The sequence below is a fragment of the Mycobacteroides sp. CBMA 271 genome (assembly GCF_009729205.1).
In the GTDB taxonomy this organism is placed as follows: Bacteria; Actinomycetota; Actinomycetes; order Mycobacteriales; family Mycobacteriaceae; genus Mycobacterium.
Map to the genome: position 1 here is coordinate 674,531 of NZ_VTHB01000002.1, position 19,245 is coordinate 693,775.

The 19,245-nt window shown below is 61.9% G+C and carries 18 protein-coding genes; 11 read left to right on the forward strand and 7 right to left on the reverse strand.

What is annotated here, in order from left to right:
* Positions 1 to 169: 169 nt before the first annotated feature.
* From FZI91_RS08530 to FZI91_RS08540, 3 genes are all read left to right on the forward strand, one after another.
* Positions 170 to 892, forward strand: a complete 723-nt coding sequence (locus FZI91_RS08530; RefSeq protein ID WP_155938457.1) for a hypothetical protein — start codon at positions 170 to 172, stop codon at positions 890 to 892.
* 2 nt (positions 893 to 894) lie between these two features.
* On the forward strand, positions 895 to 2,841 hold the full coding sequence (locus tag FZI91_RS08535; protein ID WP_155938459.1) for a YhgE/Pip domain-containing protein: 1,947 nt from the start codon (positions 895 to 897) through the stop codon (positions 2,839 to 2,841).
* 299 nt (positions 2,842 to 3,140) lie between these two features.
* Positions 3,141 to 4,160, forward strand: a complete 1,020-nt coding sequence (locus tag FZI91_RS08540) for a serine hydrolase (protein WP_208091264.1) — start codon at positions 3,141 to 3,143, stop codon at positions 4,158 to 4,160.
* Here the strand turns inward: FZI91_RS08540 and FZI91_RS24200 are convergent.
* From FZI91_RS24200 to FZI91_RS08555, 3 genes are read right to left on the reverse strand one after another with little or no spacing between them, the layout of a single operon-like run.
* The gene (locus tag FZI91_RS24200; protein WP_155938461.1) at positions 4,116 to 4,523 is read right to left on the reverse strand and encodes a WhiB family transcriptional regulator; all 408 of its coding nucleotides are present in this window, start codon (positions 4,521 to 4,523) and stop codon (positions 4,116 to 4,118) included. The two genes, FZI91_RS08540 and FZI91_RS24200, sit on opposite strands and share 45 nt — an antisense overlap.
* Before the next feature lie 44 nt (positions 4,524 to 4,567).
* Positions 4,568 to 5,728: a hypothetical protein gene (locus FZI91_RS08550; RefSeq protein ID WP_155938462.1), complete on the reverse strand. Its 1,161-nt coding sequence runs from the start codon at positions 5,726 to 5,728 to the stop codon at positions 4,568 to 4,570.
* Entirely contained in the window at positions 5,721 to 6,677 is a 957-nt protein-coding gene (locus FZI91_RS08555; protein ID WP_155938464.1) for a metal-dependent hydrolase, read from the reverse strand. Before FZI91_RS08555 ends, FZI91_RS08550 begins: the two co-directional genes overlap by 8 nt.
* 128 nt (positions 6,678 to 6,805) lie before the next feature.
* Between FZI91_RS08555 and FZI91_RS08560 the strand changes: the two genes are divergently transcribed.
* Both FZI91_RS08560 and FZI91_RS08565 read left to right on the forward strand, forming a co-directional pair.
* A complete protein-coding gene (locus FZI91_RS08560; RefSeq protein WP_162526542.1) occupies positions 6,806 to 7,426 on the forward strand; it encodes a TetR/AcrR family transcriptional regulator in 621 nt (206 codons plus the stop codon).
* 135 nt (positions 7,427 to 7,561) lie between these two features.
* Positions 7,562 to 8,257 carry a cupin domain-containing protein gene (locus FZI91_RS08565; RefSeq protein ID WP_155938466.1) on the forward strand — a complete coding sequence of 232 codons (696 nt, stop codon included), beginning with the start codon at positions 7,562 to 7,564 and terminating at the stop codon, positions 8,255 to 8,257.
* Here FZI91_RS08565 and FZI91_RS08570 read toward each other — a convergent pair.
* The 3 genes from FZI91_RS08570 to FZI91_RS08580 form a co-directional block, all read right to left on the reverse strand.
* Positions 8,217 to 11,078, reverse strand: coding sequence for an RND family transporter (locus tag FZI91_RS08570; RefSeq protein ID WP_155938468.1), 2,862 nt, complete (start codon positions 11,076 to 11,078; stop codon positions 8,217 to 8,219). The two genes, FZI91_RS08565 and FZI91_RS08570, sit on opposite strands and share 41 nt — an antisense overlap.
* Positions 11,075 to 11,473: an MmpS family transport accessory protein gene (locus tag FZI91_RS08575; protein ID WP_155938638.1), complete on the reverse strand. Its 399-nt coding sequence runs from the start codon at positions 11,471 to 11,473 to the stop codon at positions 11,075 to 11,077. The genes FZI91_RS08570 and FZI91_RS08575 overlap by 4 nt, the downstream gene beginning before the upstream one ends.
* Positions 11,474 to 11,652: 179 nt before the next feature.
* Positions 11,653 to 12,099, reverse strand: coding sequence for a hypothetical protein (locus tag FZI91_RS08580; protein WP_155938470.1), 447 nt, complete (start codon positions 12,097 to 12,099; stop codon positions 11,653 to 11,655).
* Positions 12,100 to 12,217: 118 nt separating this feature from the next.
* Between FZI91_RS08580 and FZI91_RS08585 the strand changes: the two genes are divergently transcribed.
* The 5 genes from FZI91_RS08585 (at position 12,218) to FZI91_RS08605 (ending at position 15,919) form a co-directional block, all read left to right on the forward strand.
* The gene (locus FZI91_RS08585) at positions 12,218 to 13,219 is read left to right on the forward strand and encodes an adenylate/guanylate cyclase domain-containing protein (protein ID WP_155938472.1); all 1,002 of its coding nucleotides are present in this window, start codon (positions 12,218 to 12,220) and stop codon (positions 13,217 to 13,219) included.
* Between the two features lie 27 nt (positions 13,220 to 13,246).
* Complete coding sequence (locus FZI91_RS08590; RefSeq protein WP_155938474.1) at positions 13,247 to 13,690, forward strand: SRPBCC family protein; 444 nt, start codon at positions 13,247 to 13,249, stop codon at positions 13,688 to 13,690.
* Between the two features lie 63 nt (positions 13,691 to 13,753).
* Complete coding sequence (locus FZI91_RS08595) at positions 13,754 to 14,320, forward strand: TetR/AcrR family transcriptional regulator (RefSeq protein ID WP_162526543.1); 567 nt, start codon at positions 13,754 to 13,756, stop codon at positions 14,318 to 14,320.
* A 97-nt stretch (positions 14,321 to 14,417) separates the two neighbouring features.
* The gene (locus tag FZI91_RS08600; protein ID WP_155938476.1) at positions 14,418 to 15,077 is read left to right on the forward strand and encodes a heme oxygenase (biliverdin-producing); all 660 of its coding nucleotides are present in this window, start codon (positions 14,418 to 14,420) and stop codon (positions 15,075 to 15,077) included.
* Positions 15,078 to 15,310: 233 nt separating this feature from the next.
* Positions 15,311 to 15,919, forward strand: coding sequence for a TetR/AcrR family transcriptional regulator (locus FZI91_RS08605; RefSeq protein WP_162526544.1), 609 nt, complete (start codon positions 15,311 to 15,313; stop codon positions 15,917 to 15,919).
* Here FZI91_RS08605 and FZI91_RS08610 read toward each other — a convergent pair.
* Positions 15,916 to 18,867, reverse strand: coding sequence for an MMPL family transporter (locus FZI91_RS08610; RefSeq protein WP_309224179.1), 2,952 nt, complete (start codon positions 18,865 to 18,867; stop codon positions 15,916 to 15,918). The two genes, FZI91_RS08605 and FZI91_RS08610, sit on opposite strands and share 4 nt — an antisense overlap.
* Positions 18,868 to 19,007: 140 nt before the next feature.
* Here FZI91_RS08610 and FZI91_RS08615 point away from each other — a divergent pair.
* Positions 19,008 to 19,245 (forward strand): MlaD family protein (locus FZI91_RS08615; protein WP_155938480.1); only part of this gene is annotated, 238 nt, incomplete at its 3' end.

Here is a 19,245-nt window from a genome sequence, read left to right on the forward strand (position 1 = left end):
TCGAACTTTCCCGCCAAGGATTCAATCTCGGTGCGAAAGCACTGTGACGCAGCTAGCCAAGCGGCGCCACTCCCAGGACCAGGCATTCGCGACATCACACTGATTTCCCCTGGCAGCATGGTGTTTGATCGAATAGACGTGCCAGTCCGCGATCTGAAACGAGCAATCCATGGATGCACAGAACGAGCCGGACGCCGAGGCGGACGTATCGGATGCCGCCGCACCCGAAGAACCCGAGACCGATCCGGTGCTGATCACCGCCGCCGAACTGGGCGTTAACGGAGAGCACGGGCCGCTCTTCTCGGATATCGATCTGGAACTCACCTCGGGATTCCATGCCATCCAGATGCCCGGCGGTCCCGGTCAACACTGCCTGCTGCTGACGCTGGCAGGCCGGCTCAAATCCAGCCATGGCACCGTCTCGGTGATGGGCGAGACCGACCCGCGCGCGATCCGTCGTCACGTCGCCATCGCGGCCTTCGCCGATATCGATGAGCTCGAAGAAACCGTGACGGTGCAGACCGTGCTGGCCGAGCAGCGCCGGTGGCTGGCCCCGTGGTTCTCGCGGGTTCCCAGTGACACCGGACGCGACAAGCTCGCCGAAGTCTTCGGGGAACTGACCCCACCGTCCGGGGAAACCTTCATCGTCGAACTGTCCGACCTTGAGCTGTTCCTACTCCGGATCACCCTGGCGCTGCTCTCGGATCGGCCGATCCTCATCGTCGGCGACCTCGAACAGGTCCGCGACAACGTACGGCGGACCACCGCGGTCGAGCGGCTCGGCGTCATCGCCACCCAGCGCACCGTCGTCGTCGGGGTGACCAACCCGCTGGGCACCGACGCCCCCATCCACGACTTGCACGATCACCGCATCCTCACCGGGAGGGACTAACCATGCTGGCTGGACTCGCATACGGTTCAGAAATAAAGCGCTTCGGCCGCAGCCGAATGACCCGCGCCGCAATCGTGGTCATCATGTTGCTGCCGCTGGTCTACGGCGCGCTCTACCTGTGGGCGTACTGGGATCCCTTCGGCCACGTCAACAAGATGCCGGTGGCATTGGTCAACGCCGACAAGGGCGCCGTTGTCTCCGGACAACAGGTGAATATCGGCGAGGAGATCTCCAAGAGCCTCACCGCCGACGGCAGCATGGACTGGCACGTCGTCAGTTTGGATGAGGCACGTAATGGAGTCGAGCACGGCTCGTACTACTTCATGCTCGAATTGCCGCCCGATTTCAGCGAGGCCATCGCCTCACCACTGACCGGACAACCCAAACGGGCCAATCTCGTCGCCGTCTACAACGACGCCAACAACTACATCTCCTCCAGCATCGGCCGCACCGCCATCGACCAGGTGCTCAATGCCGTCTCCACCCGAATCTCCGGGCAAGCCGTTAATCAGGTTCTCTCCGTGGTGCTTTCATCGGGTGCGGGTATCCAGCAGGCCGCCGACGGCGCCGGGCAACTCGCCGACGGCGCAGTCAAGGTCGACGACGGCGCAGGGCAGCTCGCCAACGGACTACACACCGCCCGCCCGGGATCCGCACAACTGGCCACCGGCGCCAAACAGCTTTCCGATGGCATCAACCAGGCCACCGATCCCCTGTTGACGGTGGCCAAGGCGGTCTCGTCCATCGGCGGCAGCACCGACAAACTGCAGCAGGGGACGGACGCCCTGCGGCAGGCCAACAACCAAATCGACGGTGTCGCCAAGGGACAGGATGCGGCCGCCAACGCGCTCACCGCGGTGATCGATCAGCTTGCCGGACGCCAGGATCCGGCCGCGAACACGTTGCGCGGGATACAGGATCAGCTGCGCGAACATCAGTTCACGCCCCAGATCCGTCAGCAGCTCACCGACGCCGAGAACGCGTCGATCGCCATGACCGAGACCCTGCGCGGGCCCGGTAGTCCACTGAAAGTCGCGCTCGATCAAATCGGAGGCAAGGGGCAGGACCTCACCAACAAACTCAACCAGGTGCGCAACGGGGCGCAGCAGCTCGCCACCGGAAACGCACAATTGGCCAGCGGCATCGCCCAAATGGATGACGGTGCGGGGCAACTGAAATCGGGTACATCCCAACTAAGGGATGGCTCCTCCGAACTGGCGACGAAGCTTGCCGACGGCGCCAAGCAGATACCTCACTGGAGCGCCCAGCAGAAGGACGCCATCGCCGACACCATCGGCGGTCCGGTCAACCTGGAGACCTCACACGAGAACGCCGCACCCAACTTCGGCACCGGCATGGCACCGTTCTTCGTAACGCTCGCGTTGTTCTTCGGCGCACTGGTTTTGTGGATGGTTTTGCGGCCCTTGCAAAACCGAGCAATCGCCGCGGAGATTCTCCCCATAAGGGTGGCACTCTCCAGCTATCTGCCGGCGGCCACGATCGGCATCTTCCAAGCGGTCATCCTGTACTGCGTGGTGCGATTCGCCCTCGGCATGCACGCCGCGCACCCCGTCGCGATGTTGGCGTTCATGGTGCTGATCTCGTTCGCGTTCGTCGCGGCGACACAGGCGATCAACGCAGTGGTGGGGCCGGCGGTGGGGCGCGTGCTGCTCATGGCGCTACTCATGCTGCAGCTCGTCAGTGCCGGCGGCATGTATCCCGTGGAGACTACGTCCAGGCCGTTCCAGATTCTGCACAAGTATGACCCAATGACCTATGGGGTCAACGGATTACGTCAACTGATCCTGGGCGGCATTGACGGCCGTCTCTGGCAAGCGGTGATCACGCTGCTCATCATAATGATTGGCGGGCTGGCCATCACGTGCCTGTCGGCGCGACGTAATCAGACCTGGAACCTCACCAGGCTGCTGCCCTCGATCAAGATCTGACCAGAAGGTCCAACTCCATACCGCGGCACATTCGTCGAGAGTTAACTGCAGTTTCAACTATGTATCGAGGAGCGCGTGGCTCGGCGGTCGCTCGCCGCTAACTCCGGGCGGCAAATTCCCTGGCCACGTATCTACCTGTGTGTCAATATCTTTCAGTGCCCGTTACTCGCCGCCTGTTACTCAAGATGGGATTCGCCGGACTACTCGTCCCCGCCGCGTTCGCTGCATGCGCACGCGAAGGTCACCACCGTTCATTCCAAGACTGGCGCCGTGAATTCGAATCGGGGGTTGCAGATCGTATGCGGGCCGCGCACATCGTCGGGGCGTCCGTCGCGATCACCTCCCGCGATTCGACCCGCTACACCGCAGCATTCGGATTCGCCGATCTAGGTCGACAACGGGGATTCACCGTCGATACCCCCACCCATCTGGCATCGGTCAGCAAGCTGTTCACGGCCTCCGCCCTTGTCCAACTCTTCGAACGCCGTGGGCTAGATCTGCATGGCGATGTGAACTCATTCATCGACTTTCCGGTCCGCAACCCTCACCACCCCGATGTGCCCATCACTCCGCACCAGCTCCTCACCCACACGTCCAGCATCTCTGATGAGGGGTACGAAGACATATGGTCGGAAGGCGACCCCACCCAGTCCCTGTCCGACTTCCTACGGAACTACCTAGTGGCAGGTGGCCGCGCCTACTCCCCAAACGGATCGTTCCTCAGCGAGCGGCCCGGGCACCGATGGGACTACTGCAATGTCGCCGTCGCGCTGGCCGGATATGTCATCGAGTGTGTCAGTAAACAGAGCTTCTCTACTTACGTACGAGACAACATGTTCCGTCCGCTCGACATTCGAAACGCGCATTGGTACTTGAAAGAATTTGCGCCCAACGTGCTCTCGAAACCCTACGAATTCTCGGATGGCACCTTTGTCGAGATGCCGCAGGAGGGGTACGCCGACGTGCCCGCCGGGATGCTGCGTTGCTCGGTGCGTGATCTTGCGACCTCGCTGCGCGCGATGTTGGGTGGCGAGCCAGCCGTCTTGTCACCCGCCGCAGTGGACGCGATGCTGCGCCGGCAAGTCGATCCCGCTGTCGCGCACTACCAGGGCCTGGGCTGGATCGAGGAGGAGATCCGCGGACGCCCGTTCGTCGGGCATTCCGGCCGCGATAACGGCACCTCCACGGTGGTGGCGCTGACGGAGGATCGGAGCCACGCTGTCGCGGTGCTGATGAACATCGACCGTACGGACGCAACCGACGAGTTCAGGAGCTCAATCGCCACGGACCTGCTCTACGGGGCCTGCCTTAACCATTGACCGCGTCGCGACTCGGCGACGTTCACGAGTGGTCATTGCACCCCAAACACCGTGTGGCTCATCGGTTGTTATGGCATGCGCCGCACACGGCTTTCGCACCGGACACTCGTTGCAGATTTGTTTCGCCTGCACCTCGTACTGCTTGCGCGAGGCACCGCGCAGAGTTTCGGCGCAATAGAAGATATCCGTCGAAACTCCGCGACAAGCTGCCTTCATCTGCCACTCCAGGTCATCCAACCCCGATGCCACACCGCGAAACTTTGGTCGCGTCACGGTCTTGCCCCAGACCGCCTGCAAACATTCGGGTGCGCCGATGCCATCCGCATCCACCGATTCTGGAGCCGAAGGCCACCGGCACGCCATAGCCACCGTCGACAATGCGCGCAGCGAAACTAACCAGACTGGCTCTAGGATTCTCCGGTTCCGATTGCTATTGTGTGCCCCCTCTGTGCCATGTCGCCCCGGCTGGGCGCGGCGACAGTCCAGGCAGCTATTGAGCTCGCTGCCGCGACCCCCAGACAAATCGCGGCGTACCACAGGCTCCCAATCGGGTCACCGTGTGCGGTAACACCATTCGTGGCGCCTAAGTAGTCGGGCAGCGCGACCGCCCATAACACGGCCATCACGACTAGATACACCCCCGCATAGATCAGAATTGCCGGACGGGTGGCGTACCCGTCCGGCAGACTGCCGCGGCGAAGCCACTGTTTGGTCAACACGACAGCCGCCGTGACCGCGAGAACCACCAGCAGCAGGGCGTAAACGACGCCGGTGACGGAGGTGCTGTCCGAGATCGTGCCCGCGATGGTGGCCGGCAGCGGCAACACCGCGGTGCCGATCGATGCCAGCACGCCTACAACAACAGTGCGCCAAAGGATCTGAACACCTGTGAAAGTTTGGCCGTCGTCGACATGCCGCCCGACGAACAGCTGCACGCAGAACGCCAGCGACATCGGCCACAGCGCCGCGAACACCACCACGCTGCCCATGGGCACCGAATCGAAGAACGGCTTGTTGAGCGGGTTGTCCAGCGTCCACTCCCACCACCGCAGTTGCGGTCCGAGGTGATCGAAGATCTCGTAGAACGCATGGTGAATGAAGCCGACGCAGATCGCGCCGACCAGGACGCCATAGCGACGAAACACCCCGAGCGTACGGACAATCTCGAAGGCGACGGTGGCCATCATCGGGTAAATCGCGATGATGTAGAGCGGCAGCCGTCCCCACAGGAAATCCACGGTAAAGACGTTGTGCGCGAACATGGTATCGACGTGCTCGCTGATACCGAACGGGCCCGGGAAGTACAGCGGCGGTTCGATGATCAACAGGTAGGCGATCGCGCCGAACCACACCACGATGTTGGTCGGATCGTTGTCGCGGCGCAGCCGGATGATCGCGTACACCAGCGCCAAGACGGCACCGGCGATCACGGTCAGCTCCAGGACGGGCAGCGTCCAGTTTTCCAGCGAGAACGGGTTGCGGAAGGCGACGAGCCCGCCGGCGGTTTCGCAGGAGAAACCCAGTCGCGCTGCAAGTTCGACGAATGTAGGCGCGCATAAATCAGACATGTTCTACCTCAGCCTCAGCCTCGGGCGCCGGGGTCTTGCCACCGGTGTACCACTGGGTCACTTCATAACCCGCCTCGTACCGCGCGAACCATTTATCGGCCAATGCCGGAAGCCTCTCCTGTGCCGGGTCGTGGCCCGGGATCTGGCTGCGGACCGCGCCCGACATCGCCACGATCACTTCGCGCGCCGGGAGAGTCTTGAACGCGTTTTCGATCGGACCATCGTAAGGGGCCTCGCCCCACGGAAGACTTTGTAGCAGTTTCTTTTTCCGTGCCTGCATGCCGAACATAGATAGGGCATCCACCTTGCGGTCTTCGAGGGGAACGTGCTTGTTGAAGCCTTCGCAGGCGATGCGCAGCATTGCCCACACGTGCTTGAAGATCGACGGTGCCACCCGCATGCGGTACCACGGGTCGTTGACCACAGCGTCATAGATGATGAGCGCCGAGCTGCGATGCTCGACTTCTTCGACGAAGTGCCACAGGAACAATGAGGCCACCCGGTCGTCTCCCGGTGCAAACAAAGTGTCGTCGTGGTCGAGCATCAGCTTGAACACGGGAGTGAAGGTGGCCTCCAGATCGGCGGTATAGGCCAACCGGTACTTCAACGGCGTGTTGGCAGTCAGGTCATCGAAGGCCGCGACCACCTCGTCCAGGGTTTCTTTGAGGCCCGGGTAGCTCTTGATCAGACCCTTCACGTGCTGGCGATGGCCCATGGAGTGCTGACCCTCTTGTTTGACGAAGGCGTCCGCCTCCTCGGCGATCGCCGGGTCGGTGATTGCCGGCATGAGCTCGGGGATCATCTGCCCGATCATCTTCTCGAAGGCAATGGCCAAGATCGACACCGCATTGGCCATGCTCGAAAACGCGGGGTTGGACTCGTTCCAGAGGAACGGGACGTGATGGTCGGCGAACGCAAACCGAAGCTTGCGCACGATGAGTTCCGTCATGGAAGGCACCTCGCTTGAGTGAAACATACAATCATACACTTAACTGTTGATATGTATGATTACTGGATCAGACGAGGTCTGTCAACGGCGATATGCTGCAGTGATGTCGACGGCCCGGGGACTTAGCAGTGGCGCGTAGACGCGGTTGGGACGGGCAACCGCCCGGTTCCGATGAGGAAGCCTCCCGGCGGATCATCGCCGCGGCGGTCAAGCTGATCGATGAGACGGGCGCCGCGGTGAGCCTGGCCGAGGTGGCCGCCGAGATCGGCGTCATCCGACAGACCGTCTACCGGTATTTCCCCACCGCAGAGGCGCTCATGCACGCCGCCTCGATTGCGTCGGTCGACGGGTTCCTGGATCGACTGACCGAGGTGGTGCGGGGAATCACCGATCCCACAGACGCGCTCGCCGAGGGCGTGCTTTACACCCTCGAAGAGGTCACTCGCACACCGCATTTGGGCATCATGATGTCCGAGCCATACGCTCATTCACATAGCAGTGACATGACCTCCGACGAGGCCCAGGCGTTCGGGCTGCGGATGCTCAACCGGTTCGACGTGGACTGGGATCACTACGGCTACGACGACGAAGCCAAACGCGGCCTGGTGGAGTTCGCACTACGCATCATGTTGTCGTTCTTCGTCTCTCCCAACGAGCCGACCCGATCGCGCGACGAACTGCGCCGCTACCTCAAGCGCTGGCTCGGGGGCGCAATCTTGGCGCAGGAAACCGGCGATCCTGTCAGCTAGCTCAACCTGGGCGTCCTTGGGTACGAAAGTCCTTGCAAAAGAGTTGTCCGTCACGAAATATTAATCACGTTTTTCGTTGCCACTAATTACTTCTATCGCCTTTCGCAATCAATCTGCGGGTCCTACGTTGGCGAGATGAAATCGATCAACCGACGCACCATGCTCGGCGGCGCTGGCCTGGCGGGGGTTTCGGCCGTCGCCGGCGCGGGCGCCGACCGGGCACTGTCGTCTCCCCGCTCCCATGACGACCCGCACGACCCGGCCGTGATCGACGACGCCGCCCGCTTTGGTGATCCCCGCATCCCCGCCGAGCTGAACACCGCCCAACCACACCTGTTTCATCTGAGCGCACTGGCGCCCACCACCTTCGACGGCGGTGATCTGCGTCAGGCGCATGAGCGCAACTTCCCCATCCTCACCGGACAGCAGGCCAGCGTGGTCATGGTGACCCTGCAGCCGGGCGGGATCCGGGAACCGCATTGGCATCCCAGCGCATGGGAGGTCAACGTCATCACCGGCGGCGTCGCCACCTGGACGCTATTGGATCCGGAGGGGCACTCCGAAACATTCGACGCCCACGTCGGCGACGTCGTCTTCGCGCCGCAGGGCTCGCTGCACTACTTCGAGAACAAGGGCACCGAAGACCTGAGGCTTCTCATCGTCTTCAACGCCAGCACCGAGGAAGGCAAGGACGACATCGGGATTGGCGCGTCGATCAGCAAGTTACCGCCGGACGTGCTGGCCGCGCTCTTCGGAGTGCCAGCAGAAACCTTCTCGACGTTCAAGAAGATCAACGAGTCGCTGACGATTCTGCGCCGACCTGGCGCCTGAGTCGGTCCGGTTTCGGTCGCGCGAAAACCCTTGTTGGCCACCAGAACCAGGTTCCCAGCAGTCGAACGAGTGCCGGCACGATGAACGACCGCACAATCAAGGTGTCGAGCAACAGGCCGATGCACACGGTGGTACCCACCTGGCCGATGGTGCGCAGATCACTCGACAACATGGCCAGCATGGTGAAGGCGAAGACCAAACCCGCGGAAGTCACCACCCCACCGGTACTTCCGAGCGCACGGATCAGGCCGGTGTTCAACCCGGCGTGCGTCTCCTCTTTAAGTCGGGCGATTAGCAGCAGGTTGTAGTCCGACCCCACCGCCACCAGGATGATGAACGTCAGGGGCAAGATCAACCAGTGCAGTGGCAGCCCGACAAGATGCTGCCAGATGAGCACCGACAGCCCGAAGGCTCCCGCGAACGAGAACGCCACCGTTCCGATAATCACGAAGGGGGCCACCAGGCTTCGCGTGATCACCATCATGATCAAGAAGATCAGCGTGAAGGCGGCGATCGCCGCGATGAGCAGATCGGACGCGGCGTACTGCTTGATGTCCTTGTTATTAGACCCCGCGCCGCCGATATAGACCTTGGACCCGGCCAACGAGGTCTCCTTCAACGCCGTGGTGATGGCGTTGGGGAAATCGTTGACGTGCTCGATACCTTCCGGCCCCATGGCATTTCCCATGTGGGTGACGATGAACCGGGCCGCCTTGCCATCCGGCGACATCATCAGTGTCATACCGGTTTTGATGTCCTCGTTGTCGAATGCCTCGTGCGGTATGTAGAAGAAGTCGTCGCTGCGGGATGCGTCGAAGTCATTGCCGACGTTGATCATGTCGTCGAAGGTCTGGTTCGTGGCCGTGGCCTGCAGATTCGTTTGGCCGTAGGTGTTGACGATGAGGGACTGCAGGGCCTCCTGGTCATTGGCCGTGAGCTTCAGCAGCGCGACCATCTGCGGCATCAGCTTGTCCACGGCTTCGAGGGAGCCCACGGCGTCTTTGATGTCGGCTGCCAGTTTGTCGATGCTGTCGAGCATGTCGAACAGCGATCTGAAGGACCAGCAGACGGGGACGTCGAAACAGTGTGGCTCCCAATAGAAATAGTTGCGCAGTGGACGCATGAAGTCGTCCAGGTTCGAGACCTTCTCGTTCATGTCCTGGGTGACCTGCTGCATGTCCTCCATCGTCACGACGGTGTTGTGCAGTTCGTCCGCCAGTTTTTGCGTGAGGTCGACGGTTTGCCGCAGCACCGCAACCGAGTGCGCCATGATCTGGGCTTGCTTATCTGTGTTGGCGTTCTGCGCCATGGTGAATGGGAGCTGTTGACCGTTGCCGCTGCCCTGCGTGGTGAAAAGGTAAGGCAGCGAGGCATGCTCGAGCGCTCGCCCCATGGGTCTGGTGATGCTCTGCACCATCGCGACGCCGGGAAGCCGGACCAGCCCCTTGGACACTCGGTCCAAGGAAATGAAATCGGCCGAGTTCCGCATGTCATGATCCGACTCGACCATCAGCATTTCGGTGAACAACTTGCTCGGCGGAAAGTGGCGGTCTGCAGCCGCGAAACCTTCCTTGGCCGGGGCATCCGTCGGCTGGTAGGCGCGATCGTCGTAACTCACCATGTAGGTCGGCACGAAGACCGCGCCAACGAGAACCGCAGCGGCACTTGCCACGAGGATCGGCTTGGGCCACCGCACCACGCTCGCCCCAATGCGCCGATACAGACGCGCCTTGGCTTTCTGTTTGGGGTCGAACAGTCCGAACAGACTGCCCAGGCTGAGCATCGCCGGACCGAGCGTGAGCGCCGCCGCGATGGTCAGGAGCATGCCGATGGCGACGGCCGGTCCCATGGTGTGGAAATAGTTGAGGCGCGCGAAACTCAGGCACAGCCCCGCTCCCGCAATCGTCAGTCCGGACCCGATGATGACATGGGAGACGCCTCGGTAGGCCGCGTAGTAGGCCTCTTCTCGGCTGAGACCCGCGTTCCGTGCCTCGTGATACCGACCCAGCAAGAAGATGCCGTAGTCGGTTCCCGCGCCGAGCGTCAGTGAGATGACGATGTTGACCGCGAACGAGGACAGCTCGATGTATCCGAAATGCCCAAGGGTGGCGACAACGCCTCGGGCCACCAGCATCTCGACCAGGACCCCGAACAACGGCACCAGCATCGTGGTGACGGAGCGGTACACGATCAGCAACATCAGAATGATGAGGAAGATCGTCACGATCGTGATGTTGTTCAAGCTGGAGTTCGCGACACTCAAGGTGTCCGAGGCGAGCGGTGCCGCACCGCTGACGTAGACCTTGAGTCCGGGCGGTGGTGTGTCCTTGTCGATCAGTTCCTTGACCGCGGCGACGGATTTGTTCGCCTGCATCTGGCCGATATCGCCGGCCAAGCGCAGCAACACGAACGCGGACTTGCCATCGAGGCTCTGCGCCCCGGCCGCGGTGATCGGCTTGCCCCAGGTGTCCATCACGTACTGCACGTGTTCGGTGTCGTTCTTCAGCCGGCGCACCAGGTCGTCGTAGTACTGGTGATCGGCCTCCCCCAACGGCCGATCGGCTTCCAGCACAAGCATAGTCAGGCTCGTGGAGGTGGACTCGTGGAACTTCTCGCCGATCTCCAGCATCGCCCGCTGCGACGGGGCGTAGTGCGGGATCATCGGCCCCGCGAGTTCCGCGGCAACATCTTCTACGTGCGGCACAAACGTATTCGTCGTCACCGCGACAATGGCCCAGAAGACGATGATCGGCACGGCGAGGATGCGAACCATCCTCGCCACGAAGGGCGGTTTCACGCCGTGCTTACTCTGCTCGCTCATGCCGACTTCACCCTGCACATCACGTTCGCGTCCGCATGGTCGTCGGACTGTTCGTCGCGGACAACGTCATTCACGCGTATCCGGCAGCCGACCTGACCCCCACGCACCTGCACCGAGATGCTGCCCGACACCACGGTGAGCGTCGTGGTCTCCGTGTGGGACCACGGCAGCGTGGTCACATCTTCCTGATGCGGATGGCCGCTGATATCGACATAGCTCAACATCCCGCCGTTCCCCACCGAGCCGAACACCTCGTATGTGAGCGTCTTGGGTGTGAACTCCGGCGGCGCCTGCGGCGGATTCACGGTGATCACTGGTCCGGGGGCGGAGAACTGGTGCACTTTCCACATGGATCCCGCCGCGACGCTGAGCGCAATGACGGCGACCAACGGCATCCAGCCTCGGGCCAGGATTGTCCTGCCGACCGAACGTGGGCTCACCCGACCACCTTCCCGGACCTCACGCCTCGGACATGTCAATGAAACTGACATCAGTACGGTCGCTGATGTTATCAGCCGAACCTGGGAGTGAGCGCGGCAACTTTCGCCGGTATCGACAATCCGTCAGATGAGCCTCACGACGTTGCCGGGAGCCGTCCTTTCAACTTCCTCATCCTGAGCACCTGCGCGGTGATGTTGATCGACGAGATCATCGGGATTACGCCGAGAAACGTGCGCTCGGAGGGGGTGGCTCCATGCAGTTGTTCCATGCTGCCCAGCACGTAGAAGCAGCCGAGGCTGAAGATAGTGGCCGGGATGGAAAACGCCCATAACGATCCCCGGTCGGCAATCGCTTGCCGCGCGAAATTCAGCTCGTCCGCCGACATCGGCTCGCGTTTACGCACCTTCTTCAGGACGAACGGATAGCCGCCGACCCTGTCCGCCAGCGGCGATGACGCCTGGTTCCTTAGGCGGGTCGTGTACACGAACATGCAGGTCGCGAAGCTCAGCAGTGCCACAAAGGCGAGGATCGCCAGGTACCCAAAGAGGTGCCAGTTATGCCCTAAGAAGTTCCAGTTCATCGCGCCGTCCCTTTGCCTCGCTGTCGAGGAATCTTCGTCAGATACTCGGGGTTTCCGGCTAGCAAGTCAAGGTTCCTGACACTGCCCGCCGCGCATCCACATGTGCTGTACTGGCGAGATGGTCGAGTCTCGCGGGCTGAACGAGGTGGTCGACGCCGCGATCGAACAGTCGCTACTCGGAGGACCACGCAAGTACACCCGCACGCAAGTGGCCGAGTTGTCCGGGGTATCCGTCGACCGGGCGCAGAGACTCTGGGTGGCACTCGGTTTCGCGGCGGCCTCCAGCGACGACGAGATTGCCTTCACCGACGCCGATATCGCCGCGGTGCGCACTTTCGCGGCGATGAGCCCGGCAACGACGGGCGATGAACAGGGCCAGATCGCCGAGGCCCGGACGCTCGGCCAGGCCATGGCACGGCTGGCCGAATGGCAGGCCGACCTCATTACACGGGAGATCGAACACCGCATCGCCACTGAAGATGACGGCGCGACGGCTGAGCCGAACATCAACGCCGCCGCGCGAACCATCGAGACGCTCACCGAGTTACAGGAGTACGCCTGGCACCGACACTTGGCCGCCGCGCTGGCACGCTCCGTCGAATCCGGCAGCACCACAAGGCAATTGCTTGTCGGATTCGCCGATATGGTTGGCTACACGCGCCTTTCCCGTCATCTGGAGGCGGACGAGCTGACCAACCTGTTGGAGACATTCGAGACTGCCCTCACCGATGCGATCACCACACACGGTGGTTGGGTGATCAAGAACGTCGGCGACGAGGTGATGTTCGCCGCTACCAACGCGGCTGAGGGCGCGCGCATCGCCCTGGCAATGAACGCTGCGATAACCGCAGCAGCGCAAAAGGTTCCGGAAATTCCTCAGATCCGTGTCGGTTTGGCGTATGGAGAGGTACTAACCCGCTTCGGCGACCTCTACGGCACCGTCGTCAACACCGCCTCACGACTGACCGGCGTGGCCCGCCCGGGTACCGTTCTGCTCGACGACGGGGCCGCTGCCGCCCTGGGAGACCAGGACGAGTTCGTGCTCCGTCACCTGCGCGGCGTACGGGTCAAGGGGTTCTCCCGACTCGGTTCGCATGTGTTGCGAACCCGCAAGCGCTGACATCCACCCGGACAACAAAGGACGCCCATGGCCAAGTACGCAGAGGAAACCATCTTCGAGGCTCCCCGCAGCACCGTCTACGCGCTGTTCGCCGACCGCGAAGGCTACAACGAATTCCTGCCCTTTACCGTGAAGCTCGTCCGTCCCGGCACCACCGAACGCCAAGGCGTCGGCGCCGTACACCGGATCGGTGTCGGTCCGGTGGGTGTCAAGGAAGAGATCACCGAACTGGTTGACGGGGAACGTATTCGGTATCGGATCGTCGCAGGCCTTCCGGTGCGCTCACATGTCGGGACCATTACGCTCACCGACCACCCCCAGGGCACAACGGTGCATTACTCAATGGAGTCCACCCCGCTGATCCCAGCGCCCGACGCGGCGATGGTCTGGGTACTGCGCAAGTCGATGGCGAGTCTTCTCGTGGGGGCGCGACGTGAAGCGGCACGCCGCGGCGCGGCGGGGAAGGCCTAGGTCCGTTTGCGGCATCCAGCCTGTCGAGGCTGGACGTTCGGCTCCTCGGGTTAGAGTCGCGGCGTGCCCAGGATCAGTGCCTCTTCGGTGGAAGAGCACCGCGAACAGGTGCACCGTCGCGTCTTCGCGGCGTTCGCCGATCTCATGGCTGAGCAGAGCTTCGATGCCATCACCATGGCCAAGCTGGCCTCGGCCGCAGAGATTGGGCGCACGGCGATTTACCACCATTTCGCCGACAAGGAAGCTGTTATCGTCGCATTCGCCTCCCATGAGACGAGCCGCTATCTCGAAGGTCTGCGCACGGCGCTGGCCGACATCGACGATCCGGTACAGCGGCTGGGTATCTACATCCGGCACCAGCTGGAAGCAGGCCAGCAGTTCCACATGGGGCTGGGCAATCAGCTGTATGGCGCCCTATCCCGGGACGCCTTGGTGGCCATCCGGGAGCATGTGATTGCGGTTGAAGATGTGCTGCGCGAAATTTTGGAGGACGGGGTAACCGCACGGCTTTTCGTCGTAGAAGACCAGTCGGCGACAGTCTCCCTGCTCCACGCGTGCCTCGCGACGCGGCAGCTGCCGGTTGCAGCGATCGAACGTTTTGTGCTGCGCGCCTTGGGGTCAACCACGTAGGCCCCACTTCGATGCCGCATCATGTTATGTTTCTGACAACTTGTCAGCATGATCCTGACAAGTTGTCATGGAAATTCGAGGACAGGACGCGCGTCGCATGACTCTCAGCTCTCCCACGGTTTCTGAAGCCGCCGAGTCCCTTTCGCTGGCCATGCGTGACGGTTCGCGCGCCGAACACGATGCCGCGGAGCAGTCGCCGTTCGTTTCCGAGTTGCTTTCCGGCAGAGTCAACGCCCAGGGCTACGTCGACTACCTCTTGCGGCTGCGGGTGGTTTACGCCGCGTTGGAAGAGGCCGTGCGGACGCGTCGTGACGATCCCCTGATCGCGGCCGTCTACGACCCTGCCTTGGAGCGGCGCGACGCCCTCGACGCCGACCTTGAGCACTGGGCTCCCGGCATCAACCGCCAGGTGAACTCCGTTGCAGCGCAGGCCTATCGGGACCGAATGAGCGGCGCCGACTGGAGTGGGGCGCTGCTGGCGCACCACTACGTTCGATACCTAGGTGACCTCTCCGGCGGCCAAGCCATCGGCCGCATACTCGACCGCGCATTCGGCCTCGACGGGGCGGGCCTGTCGTTCTACGAGTTCCCCATGCGGCCGAAGCCGTATAAGGACGCGTACCGTGCCCGCCTCGATGGGTTGGGGTTGGACGCCCGGGAGAACGCGCGTGTGGTCGACGAGGTCAGGGTCGCGTTCGGTCTCAACCAGGCGCTGTTCGACGAATTGGCCGCCAATCTGGCCACGTACCGACGCTGACCGCAATTTATCGCCGCGAGCGCCATATTTGAGTAACAGGCGCCATCTACTTCGGGCACCGGAATTTATACTCGATGTTCATTTCACATGCCCTTTAGCCGGACGGTGCATCGTCCTGGCGACGTACCCGCCTTGACGGTCGATCAAACAGTTGCGGGCCCGATTGAGCACTCGTGCCGCAGGGCTGGTCTAACCTGAGTTGTTCGGGTGATTGCTGATTGTTGAGGTACGTGGTGGCGGCGCAGCAAGACGGTGCGATACGCGGCGAGTTGGTGCGGCAAGGCCGCCCTCGAAGTGAGAAGTCTCGACTCGCGATTCTGAACGCAACCCTGGCGTTGATCCAAGACGAGGGCTTTGCGTCACTCTCGATGGAAGCGGTAGCCAACCGCGCGGAGGTGGGCAAGGCGACGATCTACCGATGGTGGCCTTCCCACAGTGCGCTCGTGGTTGAGGCATTGAGTCAAGTCCCGGACTTCGACCTGCCGGACACCGGAAACTTTGTTGATGATTTGACTGCGTTGATTTTCTTGATGCGCGACTCCGTATTTGGGTCGGCGGTCGGGCGAATCCTGATTCTGGTGAGCGGCGAGCGCACAACAATCGATCCCGAAGTCAGAAGGTACATCGAGAGCCGGTTTGTCTGGCCGACTGTGGTCGTGGAGCGTGCCATTACGCGGGGTGAGCTCAGCGAAGATGTCGATGCACTACTACTTTTGGGAATGGCCGTAGGGCCGGTGCTGGCCAGCGTGCTGCTCGGATCGGCCGTGCCCGATGATGACGCGGTCACATCTGCAGCACGAACGGTCGCATCGGCCTTCGCGGTGCAAACGCAGCCCAGCTAGCGCCTCGATGGCCACCAGTTAGCTTTGCCGAGGAGCACTGCGATGGCGGGGACCGTGAGGGTGCGGACAACGAAAGTGTCTAGCAGCAGGCCGGTTCCGATAATGAAGCCAATCTCGGCGATTGCCTTTAGGCTGCCGAACATCAGCCCAAACATGGAGGCCGCGAAGATGAGGCCGGCGGAGGTGATCACCGAGCCGGTGTACTTCACCGTCCGGATGACCCCAACACGGATGTTGGTTGCCGACTCATCGCGCAGCCGTGAGATCAGCAGCAGGTTGTAATCGGCGCCTACGGCGACCAGAACGATGAAGGCCATTGGGGGGACTGCCCAGAACAAATCTCGGCCCAGCCACCATTGAAAGACGGCTACTCCCAGGCCGAGCGCCGACAGATAGGTCAGGATGACGGTGGCCATTAGGTAAAGCGGGGCGATAACAGAACGCAGGAGCAACGCGAGTATCGCCGCCACAATCAGCACCGTGACGATTACCACCTGGACGAAGTCTCTTGCGACCATCGCTGCCAGATCGTTATAGATGGACGGAAACCCGATCACCGTTACCGATGCGTCGGCCAGGCTGGTGTTCGGCAGGGCCTGCGCAGCGACAGTCTGGATGGAACGCGCCAGCTCCATCCCGGCAGCACTGTAGGGGTCGACGTTGGATTCGACGATGTACCGCACGGTCTTGCCGTCTTTGGCGACGAAGTACTTGCCCATCGTCTTAAAGTCGGCATTCTCAAAGGCATTTCGCGGCAGGTAGAAACCGGACAAGGCGGGGGCGGCTGCCTCGGTGCGCATGGTCTTGAGTGCCGCGGCGACTTGGCCCATCCCGTCAAGCATTTCGATGTTCTTATCGACGAGGGTGCGGACGCCTTCCGCCAGTTGGGTAGCACCGTCAGACAACGCGCCGATTCCACTCACCATCTGTTGGACTTGTGTTACCAAGCTGCTGCCGGGACTATTCATCCCCAGGGTGCGTCCTGCCTGTTTCATCGCAGTAGACATCGACGTGACGAGGTCTGTCAGCTTAGAGGCTCCTGTCGCGGTGACGACAGCGTCGCGGAACTTACTTAGTTGATCGAGAAATCCGTTGTCCCGCAGGTTGGTCAGCGCTTGGAGATTCTCAATCAGCATCGTGCACTGGGGATTGGCCGTGCAGAGTTCTGTTGCGGCCAGCGCGTTCCTGACTGGCTCCACCATGTCGATCGCTTTGCGGGTTGCCTCAAGTCCGGAATCGACGGATGGTCCCAGTGAGGTGAACCGATCAACAGCGGCTGTGGAGCCGCCGAGGGTACCGATCAAAGTCTGATATTTGTCCATCACGTTCGATATCTTCGATATCATCGGAATTGATTCGGCGACAGCAGATTTGAGCTGTCTAAGCCCGGCATCCAGCTGATCGGCGCCGCTTGTCAGTTGTGCGAGCTGACCGCGGCTACCGTTGGCGTTGTGGACGGCATCACCCATGCTGTCGCTGATCTTGCCCGCCTGGTTGGACAATGTCGCATCGTCGAGTTTAGTTCCGCGGGGACGAGTCACTCCACGGACTGTGCTAACGCCAGCCAGCTGAGAGACTCGGTAGGCCATCTGTTCCAGATCACCGAGTCCTTGGGCGGTGCGCAGGTCTTTCGGCGAGTGGATCACCAGTTGCTGCGGCAGTATCAGATCTTTGGGGAAGTGCTCGTCCAGCAGTGCATATCCGCGGTTGCTGTCGGTTGTTGACGGCTGGTTGGTGCGATCGTTGTAACTCAGGTGAAGTTGGCTCGTCAGCCCGGCCAGTGCGATCAACAGCACCAGACTTGCCCCCAGAACTGCGGTGGGCTTGCGGGCTACTACGACACCGACACGCGCCCATTGCCGCGACGTCAGATCCTTACCAGGCAGTCCAATCCCGTGGCGTCCCGCCGTTTCCAGCATGGGCGGCAGCAGCGTGACCGAGGCTGCAAAGCCGACCAGCACGGCGATTGCGCAGGCAGGCCCAGAAGTCGATAGCACCTCCAGCTTGTTGAATGTCATGGCGGCAAATGCGACAGCCACTGTTGCCGCGGACGCAACGATCACCTTGCCGATGCCGCTCAGTGCGGTGCCGACCGCCTCTGCCGGAGACTGTCCGGCGCGGATCGCCTCGTGATAGCGACTGATAACGAAGACCGAGTAGTCCGTGCCTGCACCGAGCAGTACCACCGTCATGAATGACGCCGAGTTCTCAGAAACCGGCATTCCGGCGATCCCAAGGCCGCTGAGCGTTCCACGCGCAACTGCGAACGACACTCCGATCACCAGGAGCGGAAGCAACGCGGTGAGGACCGAGCGGTAAATCGCCAGCAAGATCGCCGCAATGAGGACGCCGGTCGCAAGGGCGATCTTCAGCAAGTCTGTGTTGGCTGCTTCAAATGTGTCACCCAGGGACGCGACCGGTCCGGTCACGTACGCAGTAACCGTCGAGCCGCTAAAGGTTTGGGCAGTGGTGTCCTTGACCTGTCGCAGCGAGTCAGCGGCCTCTGGAGATCCGATCGTCCCCTTCAAGCCCACCATGACATACCAGGCCTGGCCGTCTTGACTGACCACTTGGCTGCGAGAGTCCTTGTTGCTCAGTAGGTCCTGCACCGCAAGCACGGCTTCCGGCTGGGCCCGCAAACGATCCACCAGCTGGCCGTACAGACTCGCCTGAGAGCTGCCCAAACCGGCCGGATCACGCATCGCGATCGTGACCGCCGTCTGTGTCCCGTCCTCATCGAACGCTGCGGCCGTCTGTGAAAGCGCCAGGATGGACGGGGAATCGATCGCCAATGGCGAGATTGACTGCTGCCGCACAACGGTCTCCAACTGCGGAAACGCAGCATTGAGCGTTCCCGCCACCAGCAGCCAGCCCAGCACCACCCACACCCGGTGCCGCACCACAAACGATCCCAACCGCCCAAACCGCGGGCTGCTCCCGGTACTCACAGATCGCCACTACCCCTTCAACACGCACCTCCCATCAAGTGCGGAGACGAACCGAATACCGGATTTATATACGAAACTGTATCGTATCGTATATCTTAGGATTGCTGCCCCTGGCAAAGACGTGCGAAGGAAGGTTCCTGATGAAGTTCCGCGGTCCGCTGATCGCGCTGACCGTCTTCATGGCGGTCGCGCTGGCGCTAACGTGGCTGGTGTACGCCACGCTGCGCCGGGATGTATCCGGCGGCACCACATCGTATTCGGCGATCTTCTCCGATGCGTACGGGCTGCGCGAGAGCGATGACGTCCGAATGGCAGGCGTGCGCGTCGGTCGCGTCGAGAAGATCGAGCTGGTCAACAACAACCAGGCCAAGGTCGACT